At 37.7% G+C, this 8,084-nt stretch carries 5 protein-coding genes, 10 tRNA genes and 1 pseudogene; 7 read left to right on the top strand and 9 right to left on the bottom strand.

The features are described from left to right. Positions 1–116 precede the first annotated feature (116 nt). The gene (locus tag I6E70_RS20395; protein WP_197189487.1) at positions 117–611 is read right to left on the bottom strand and encodes a hypothetical protein; all 495 of its coding nucleotides are present in this window, start codon (positions 609–611) and stop codon (positions 117–119) included. Between the two features lie 113 nt (positions 612–724). On the opposite strand from I6E70_RS20395, the pseudogene I6E70_RS20390 reads away from it, so the two are divergent. The 4 genes and pseudogenes from I6E70_RS20390 to msrB form a co-directional block, all read left to right on the top strand. Beyond that, positions 725–1,600 (top strand): annotated as a pseudogene (locus tag I6E70_RS20390) (helix-hairpin-helix domain-containing protein); the annotation flags it as partial. A gap of 10 nt (positions 1,601–1,610) precedes the next feature. Next, positions 1,611–2,129, top strand: a complete 519-nt coding sequence (locus tag I6E70_RS20385; protein WP_197189486.1) for a DUF2919 domain-containing protein — start codon at positions 1,611–1,613, stop codon at positions 2,127–2,129. A gap of 2 nt (positions 2,130–2,131) precedes the next feature. Further along, complete coding sequence (locus tag I6E70_RS20380) at positions 2,132–2,572, top strand: hypothetical protein (RefSeq protein ID WP_007584019.1); 441 nt, start codon at positions 2,132–2,134, stop codon at positions 2,570–2,572. A 147-nt stretch (positions 2,573–2,719) separates the two neighbouring features. Further along, positions 2,720–3,160 carry a peptide-methionine (R)-S-oxide reductase MsrB gene (msrB, locus tag I6E70_RS20375; protein WP_007584021.1) on the top strand — a complete coding sequence of 147 codons (441 nt, stop codon included), beginning with the start codon at positions 2,720–2,722 and terminating at the stop codon, positions 3,158–3,160. A gap of 4 nt (positions 3,161–3,164) precedes the next feature. Here msrB and I6E70_RS20370 read toward each other — a convergent pair whose 3' ends face one another. The 8 genes from I6E70_RS20370 to I6E70_RS20335 form a co-directional block, all read right to left on the bottom strand. Continuing rightward, positions 3,165–4,811, bottom strand: coding sequence for a tetratricopeptide repeat-containing response regulator (locus tag I6E70_RS20370; protein WP_024591593.1), 1,647 nt, complete (start codon positions 4,809–4,811; stop codon positions 3,165–3,167). A gap of 507 nt (positions 4,812–5,318) precedes the next feature. Then, positions 5,319–5,394 (bottom strand) — tRNA-Val (locus tag I6E70_RS20365). 61 nt (positions 5,395–5,455) lie between these two features. After that, positions 5,456–5,531 (bottom strand) — tRNA-Val (locus I6E70_RS20360). A 32-nt stretch (positions 5,532–5,563) separates the two neighbouring features. After that, positions 5,564–5,639, bottom strand: a tRNA-Val gene (locus I6E70_RS20355). Between the two features lie 86 nt (positions 5,640–5,725). Beyond that, a tRNA-Val gene (locus I6E70_RS20350) sits at positions 5,726–5,801 on the bottom strand. 153 nt (positions 5,802–5,954) lie between these two features. Next, positions 5,955–6,030: transfer RNA gene (locus I6E70_RS20345), tRNA-Val, on the bottom strand. A gap of 160 nt (positions 6,031–6,190) precedes the next feature. Further along, a tRNA-Val gene (locus tag I6E70_RS20340) sits at positions 6,191–6,266 on the bottom strand. A 153-nt stretch (positions 6,267–6,419) separates the two neighbouring features. After that, positions 6,420–6,495 (bottom strand) — tRNA-Val (locus I6E70_RS20335). 1,168 nt (positions 6,496–7,663) lie between these two features. Between I6E70_RS20335 and I6E70_RS20330 the strand changes: the two genes are divergently transcribed. The 3 genes from I6E70_RS20330 (at position 7,664) to I6E70_RS20320 (ending at position 8,072) form a co-directional block, all read left to right on the top strand. Continuing rightward, positions 7,664–7,739, top strand: a tRNA-Ala gene (locus I6E70_RS20330). 37 nt (positions 7,740–7,776) lie between these two features. Beyond that, positions 7,777–7,852 (top strand) — tRNA-Glu (locus I6E70_RS20325). 144 nt (positions 7,853–7,996) lie between these two features. Beyond that, a tRNA-Glu gene (locus I6E70_RS20320) sits at positions 7,997–8,072 on the top strand. Positions 8,073–8,084 lie beyond the last annotated feature (12 nt).

The raw sequence follows: 8,084 nt of genomic DNA, 5'->3' as shown, positions 1-8,084 counted from the left end.
AATTTGATTGCAGCGGAGTACGTTGCACGGTTTAATTTTGTCATTTTTTTCACCCAAATTTGTATGCAAATAGCATAACATTTCTTTCTTAATGGGTGACCAAAATTACTCTACCACTACAATTTGAGCTTTTTATCGATTTCAATAGAAGGCTTTGGTAACTTAGATTCTTCTGTACAGAGGTAGAGTGTATCAGTGAACTGAGAAACAATTTCTTTAGGTATGAGTGCAGACTTATAAGATTCAAAATTTTGTTTAAAAGATTTATAATCGATTGACTTCGTTAATGATTCGAAAGTTAGTTCTGGAAATAAACCATTCTCCATTGTGAACTTAAGAAACATAATTAATTTGGTAAATATTTTTTTTGCATTACCTGCTGAATTTTTTTTACATAAGTAAGCGCGGATATAGGTCAATGCAACAATTAAATTATCAGTATCACCGTTATTTAAAGGCTGGTGTAGAAGTTTACCTGTTACACATAACACCCTTAAAAGCGTAGCTGTACCGTTTTTTGTTGCAGAGGTATTGTAGGTCAACAGCAATTGGTAGACGTCTTTGTCAAGGTAAGTTTCTAGATATTTGTATTTTTGCTCGCTGTATCGCATTAGACTTTTCTTATTGAAACTTTCAAGTAGAACAAGTATTGTTCATATATTTCATTTTAGCCAGTATTACAGGGTTTTATCTATATGATATACGGAACCGAAAGTGACACTTCGATGTAATCCCACAAATAACACAAGTTGTACTTGAACGCAGACCTGATGATGCCAGAGATATTGAATTCCCGACGACTTGCCCAATCTGTGATTCTCATGTTGAAAAGGTTGAAGGCGAAGCTGTAGCCCGTTGTACGGGTGGACTTGTATGTCCTGCACAGCGTAAGCAAGCTATTAAGCACTTCGCTTCGCGCAAAGCGCTGGATATAGATGGTCTTGGCGATAAGATTGTTGATCAGTTAGTCGATAGAGAACTTATAAAAACGCCTGCTGATTTGTTTATTTTAAAACAGGGGCATTTTGAGTCACTTGAACGTATGGGACCTAAGTCAGCTAAAAACTTAGTAACAGCACTTGAAGAGGCTAAAGGCACTACGCTTGCTAAGTTTTTATATTCATTAGGTATTCGAGAAGCCGGGGAGGCGACAGCACAAAATTTAGCTAATCACTTTCTAACCCTTGAAAATATAATAAATGCCAGCATTGATAGTTTAACGCAAGTAAGTGATGTAGGCGAAATAGTCGCTGCTCATGTTCGTGGCTTTTTTGATGAAGAGCATAATTTAGCAGTTGTTAATGCGCTGATAGATCAAGGTGTAAATTGGCCAGCGTTGAGCGCACCTTCTGAGGAAGAACAGCCGCTCGCTGGGCTTACATATGTACTTACAGGTACGCTTAATACACTTAATCGCAATGATGCAAAAGCACGATTACAACAACTTGGTGCCAAGGTGTCTGGTAGCGTATCGGCTAAAACAGATGCGTTAGTGGCGGGTGAAAAAGCAGGCTCAAAACTAACAAAAGCACAAGACCTAGGCATAGACATACTAACTGAAGATGAATTAATTGAGTTGCTTATAAAGCATAACGGTTAGGAAAATGACAATGAGCCGATATGGGCCAGAATATTGGGATAAGTACGGAAGTTACCGTACGCCTATTGCATTTCATTTAAGTGTGCTTGTGCTATTACGCAGTTATTTTATTTGGGTTATTGCGGCTTTAAGCCGCAGGCCTGAACTAGATTTAATGTCGTTATTTTTTAAAAATAAAAATGATTTTTTTATCGCAATAACGATTGGAAGTATTGCAATAATACCGACTATTTTATTTTGTTTACGCAGACCACGAGATTCACACAGTGCAAGCAACAGGTTAGCAAGAATATGGCGACATATGCGCTGGCCTCTTATTTTATGTGCAGTTGTTGATTTAACATGGTTAAGTGCTCAAGCAGCGCATAGCCATTATCGATTTTCATCATTTTTAGCAGTACAAATGATGATTGTTTTATGGGTATTATGGTATTTGGTGAAAAGCCGCTATTTAACTGTTTTCTTTAATGATTGGCCTGAGCCGACAGAAAAGGCATCAGAAGAAAAAAAGCGACTTAAAAGGGATTAGTTGTGGACGCCGTAAATAAAAAAATAGCGATAGCTATATCGATAATAGGCTTTGTGCTTATTATTTTAATGATTAGCACTGAGCTTTTAGAGTTTATGTGGTTTAAAGCGTTATTTGGGTTATGGGTATTTGTTTTTTGCTCAAGCGTTTATAGGTTGACGCCTTTATTTAAATCAAGAAACAGGTTAGAGGATTTTATTCAGCGAGACGCCCAACACTTATTACTTTTTAGTTTGATGGGATTTTTTGATAAAAAGCACGGTCCAGATTGGTTAGTTATTGAGAGTATTGAACGTATAACGACAAAGGATGATGAGCTAATAATTTACAGTAATAACGAGCGCCAAATGAGTGTTAGTTTACCTGTAAAAAAAGCAGAGCTAGATAGTTTTATTAAACGAATACTTACCGACTCAGAAAAACAAAATATTACCTTTAGCTAAGAAAATTACCTTTAAGATTGAACGAGTTTTAGTCTTAAACTGTCAACACTCCTTAGCTGATCTTTAGTGTATTAAATAACGTAATAATTAGCCGTACTTTTTATGACTTTATAAAGTATAGCTAATCAACTATTCAATGAGGCTATTATGTTGAAGTGGAATGATGTTATTAACTTTGCCACCAATGGCAATCCTACCCCAAGTAAAAAAGTAGTCAAAACTGACGAGCAGTGGCGGATGCAACTATCAGAAGATGAATATTACGTAACACGTAAAAAGGGAACAGAGCGCCCAGGTAGCTCGGGTAGTTGTACATTACTCGAACCTGGCAAGTATGTGTGTATTTGTTGTGATAATCTATTGTTTGATGCTGATGAGAAGTTTGATAGTGGTACTGGTTGGCCGTCATTTACGCAACCTGCGACAATTGAAGCGATTGGCTATGTAAGCGATACAAGTCATGGTATGGAGCGCATAGAGGTGGTTTGTAACGTGTGCGATTCGCACTTAGGTCATATTTTTCCAGATGGTCCATTACCAACGGGTTTACGTTATTGCGTTAATGCCGCATCAATGAAAAAGCTCTAGTATTTTATTTACTAGCGCTTTGAATATCTAAATTCATTTCTTTTGCTATGTGCAAAATCTTATCTAAACGCTGCGTCTGATCTGCTTGTAATTTAGTTTTATCAAGAAGGGCGTAGCACCTTCTAGCAAGATCCATATTAAATGAGCTGCCAGATTGCTTAGTTGAATCAAATAGGCACTGTAATAAATTAAGTGCGATACTTTGATTACGAGGCATGACTCTAAACGCTTGTGTAAAAGCTTCCAACGCAGTATTTAATTGGCCTTTATTAAATTGACTAACGGCATGGTTGTTAAGCTCTTTTGGACCCATTTTAATATCGCGTCGCTCACTTTGTTGCTGCTGAATATAACGTAAGTAAGTTGTGTCGCTAACTGCGGGATGTCTTTCACAGTGGCTAATTATTTGTGTGAATAAGGTTTGCGCCTTTTGATGAAACCCCAGTTCATGAAATGCTTTTGCTTTATCAAGTGCGCCATCAACCGATCGGATATGAGTATCGTCATCATCAAGTTGTTCAATTAGCTTTTTCGCTTTTTGATGCTCGTCTTTTAAGTAATGGAGTCGTGCATTAAGTACATCAATTTGAGCTTGATTTGTATTATTAGGAAACTGTTTTTTTAAATCATTAATGTACTGATTGGTTTGCCTAGAAATTCGTTGAATTTGATCGGTTTGATCAGTCGTTAGGGCAAAGTCAATACCTGCACGTGCTGCATTCAAATATACATCGGGGTGGTCGTGTATTGAGTGTTTTGCAAAGGTGGCTATATCTTTTTGAGTTAAATAGCTTTTTTCGTAGTCGTGATTAATTAGCGACACATTACTTAGCGATTTTTGGCGTGTGATATTTCGCGGTGCAATTTCTGCAGCTTGGCTTAAAAAGCTTTGTGCTAGCTCAAACTGATTTAGCTTTATTTCTAATCTGCCCAACAAATCAAGGGCTACTAAACGAGTTTCTTGGCGCTCTAACATTGTCTTGAGCATTCGCTGCGCCAAAATATGTTCGTTATTCGCTATAAGTGCTTCTACTAAGCCTACTTTTGCCCAAGCAAATTTTTGAATGTCGAGAACAGACTTAAAAAAGTCTTTCGCATCTTGAGCGCGCTTTAAGCGAAGTAAGGCATCACCTTTTAAGCGAAGTAGGATAGGGCTGTAATTATTATTTTTTTTATCCAGAGCGGTATCAATAAACTTAATAGCTTTTGAATCGTTACCATCATCAATTAATGAATACACTGTTTGTAAGTCGTGTTTACGCTTTAAGATTCGTTCAATGCGTATTTTAAGCTCTTGTACTGTAAAAGGTTTAACTAAAAAGTCATCAGGTTGCAGCTCAAGAACACTATGAACGAGTGAGCCACTTGTTTCTGCTGAGATAAAAATAAAGCCAGTCGAGCTTTTTATGAGTTGCTTTACACGTAACTCTTCATAAAGCTGGTAGCCATCTTGGTGTTTATTTAAGTTGAATGAGCAAACGATTAGATCAAATTCTTCACTTAAACACTGCTCTTTTGCAGAATTTGCATGATCAGCAAAGCGCAACTGCCGAAAGCCAAGCCTTTCTAACGATTGTTTCATATAGCTTTGAGCAAGTGGCTGCTCCTCTACTATAAGTATTTTGGCTTTTGAATAGATCTTAGTTGGCATTGGCTTAAGCGTGATTGTATTTAACACAGACTATAATCAACAGTTTAACTCCTTACAAGGGAATTTAAATGATAGCTGTATTTATTAGGTACTTAACTTTGCCTAATACGTTTATCTAACTACGAAAGTACTGAGCCGAATAACATAATTAAAAACTAAATAAGTAAAATGGATAACGCTATATTTGATGAGTGCTTTGATATGGAAATTTAGATTTTAATAAAAATATGAAATGTATTTAAGGTAAAAAGAGGAGTTAAACGTATTCAATATGGGAAAAGAGTTATTACTAGAGAAGTTGTCTGATGGTATTTATATGTGGTGGGTGATTACTTGGCTTGATACCAGTGACCCTCGCCATTATTTGAAAGGGTGGCGATGCTCTTTTTCTTACGGCTAAGTTAATTACATACGATTTATATATTGAGTTTTTATAAAGTTCTTAAATGTATTTAATATGCGAAGAAAGAGTTATTACTAGAGAGGTTGTCTGATGGTATTTATATGTGGTGGGTGATACTGGACTTGAACCAGTGACCCTCGCCTTGTAAGGGCGATGCTCTCCCAACTGAGCTAATCACCCACATATAATAGGTATGCCTGTTATTTAATTCTTTGTTGTCAATTAACCGCTTGATGTAATTTGGTGGGTGATACTGGACTTGAACCAGTGACCCTCGCCTTGTAAGGGCGATGCTCTCCCAACTGAGCTAATCACCCAAATTACATTTTAATATGCACCATTCTAGGAATGGTGGGTCGTACTGGACTTGAACCAGTGACCCTCGCCTTGTAAGGGCGATGCTCTCCCAACTGAGCTAACGACCCATATTAAATTTTAAAACGCGACTATTAACATAATAATAGGCTTTATATGTGGTGGGTGATACTGGACTTGAACCAGTGACCCTCGNTGGTGGGTGATACTGGACTTGAACCAGTGACCCTCGCCTTGTAAGGGCGATGCTCTCCCAACTGAGCTAATCACCCACATATAAATTAAAACGCTACTATTGAAATAAATAGTACTGGACTTTAACCAGTGAACCTCGCCGTTACTTGTAAATAGCGGTAATGTTCTCTTTTTTCTAACTGAGCTAACGACCCATTTAGATTTTCTTGTAATATGCACCATTTAAAAAATGGTGGGTCGTACTGGACTTGAACCAGTGACCCTCGCCTTGTAAGGGCGATGCTCTCCCAACTGAGCTAACGACCCATATTACATGCTACTACCTATATAGATAGTACTGGACTTTAACCAGTGAACTTCGCCATCTTTTATAAAAGGCGGTGATGCTCTCTTTTCTTGTAACTGAGCTAACGACCCATATTACAATTTTAAAACACGACTATTATATAATAATAGGTTTTATATGTGGTGGGTGATACTGGACTTGAACCAGTGACCCTCGCCTTGTAAGGGCGATGCTCTCCCAACTGAGCTAATCACCCACATATAAATTAAAACGCTACTATTAAAATAAATAGTACTGGACTTTAACCAGTGAACTTCGCCGTTACTTGTAAGTAGCGGTAATGCTCTCTATTTTCTAATTGAGCTTAGGACCCATATAGAATTTAGATGTGAACACTTTAATTAAAAAGTGGTGGGTGATACTGGACTTGAACCAGTGACCCTCGCCTTGTAAGGGCGATGCTCTCCCAACTGAGCTAATCACCCACATCTAAACAACATTGCATTGCTGCGTTGTTGTGGGGCGCTATTATAGATAGAGTTGAAAATGTGTCAACACTTGAATGATAAAAATGTGCTGAATGAAGGTTTTATAAACAATAGGATATGGTTGAAGTCTATTTTATCATCAAATTTGATATTGCAGTTCAATTAAGCACCTAATAAGCTCCTAAAAGTGAGTAGGGAATTGTATTTTATTAATCTTAAATTTAGCTTCACGATACTTATTGTTTTTTTTACTGGAGTCGTTTTTATGATTATGAGCAAGATGGATTAATATTAGGGCGAGTTATTTAGTGAATAGAGCGGTCCTTTAAAAATGAATTTAATCTAAACTTCCCAAAACAAATGCTATTTTCAGCATTCTAAACTCTATTTTTGTACTTACTTTATTTTTATAAGCCAACCTAGCCAAATCGTAAATACTCATACTTCACTAATAGCCTTCGGATTAAGACTAAATAGATCACATATAACTAGGGCGTGTTGACCTTTGTGGATTGAACCCAAAGGGCAGCGCGTGTTTGGTATTTATGCGGCGTTATTGCCTATTCATGGGGAATAACCACACTACATAGGCTCTGCCTTGCCTAAAAACCAAACATACTGCTGAAAATTCACCCACCAAAGATCAGCACGCCCTAAAGTTTTGTAGATAGAATTACGAAGCTACAATGCTCTTTAAAAAATGTTCTTCAAACAATAATCGAGTTTTTAGTACGAGTGACGCTGGTTAATAAGCAAGTAAAGGCTGCGGGTACTCTCAAATCCACATTTAAGTTTTGGTTATTATAAGCAATTGTAACTTTTAAAAGATTAAGGCGATTGGCGGGGCCTTAATTGGTAGTTTTTAGATAAGTTCAATTTGCATATAAATGTATACCTTTGCTTTGATGCAATTTTGTTGCATTAAATAGGGGAGTAGGGTGTTGTTAAGTATTCGCTGCGATATAGTGATGTTATTATAAGCAGTAGGGCTAGAATCTTATTCAAATTGTATTTTTTAGCACGCTTGATAGCCAGTTTGTTGAAAATTAAACCATTTAAATAAAGCTAGGTAAAAAACTGTTGACTTTATTTTGGGTGGTGCATAGAATGCGCCCCGCACTAAGCGATACACGATGTGTTTATCACGGCGGGTATTGATTAAGTTGGGGCCATAGCTCAGCTGGGAGAGCGCTTCGCTGGCAGTGAAGAGGTCTGCGGTTCGATCCCGCATGGCTCCACCAAAAATTAGTGTTTTGTCCTAGGGTAGCAGTTTTCTGTGTCCCCATCGTCTAGAGGCCTAGGACACCGCCCTTTCACGGCGGTAACAGGGGTTCGAATCCCCTTGGGGACGCCACTTAACTTTTATTAGTTAAAGGCGGTTTTACCGAGAAAATAGCGTCACAATTAAAGCTCGAGTCTTTAATTGTATTAAACGCAATTACCTTAAAGCTCATGATGTGAGTTAAACTTATCAACTGTCCTAGTGACACATTTATGTGTCCCCATCGTCTAGAGGCCTAGGACACCGCCCTTTCACGGCGGTAACAGGGGTTCGAATCCCCTTGGGGACGCCACTTACTTATTTT

Source organism: Pseudoalteromonas sp. NGC95, from assembly GCF_015864705.1.
GTDB lineage: Bacteria > Pseudomonadota > Gammaproteobacteria > Enterobacterales > Alteromonadaceae > Pseudoalteromonas > Pseudoalteromonas arctica.
Note: the sequence above shows the minus strand (reverse complement) of the source record. Positions and strands in the feature narration are given on the sequence as shown.

Bases quoted from the DNA above. Each gene is read 5' to 3' on its own strand.
- I6E70_RS20395 (WP_197189487.1), bottom strand. From the start codon at position 611: ATGCGATACAGCGAGCAAAAATACAAATATCTAGAAACTTACCTTGAC.
- I6E70_RS20385 (WP_197189486.1), top strand. From the start codon at position 1,611: ATGAGCCGATATGGGCCAGAATATTGGGATAAGTACGGAAGTTACCGT.
- msrB (WP_007584021.1), top strand. From the start codon at position 2,720: ATGTTGAAGTGGAATGATGTTATTAACTTTGCCACCAATGGCAATCCT.
- I6E70_RS20370 (WP_024591593.1), bottom strand. From the start codon at position 4,811: ATGCCAACTAAGATCTATTCAAAAGCCAAAATACTTATAGTAGAGGAG.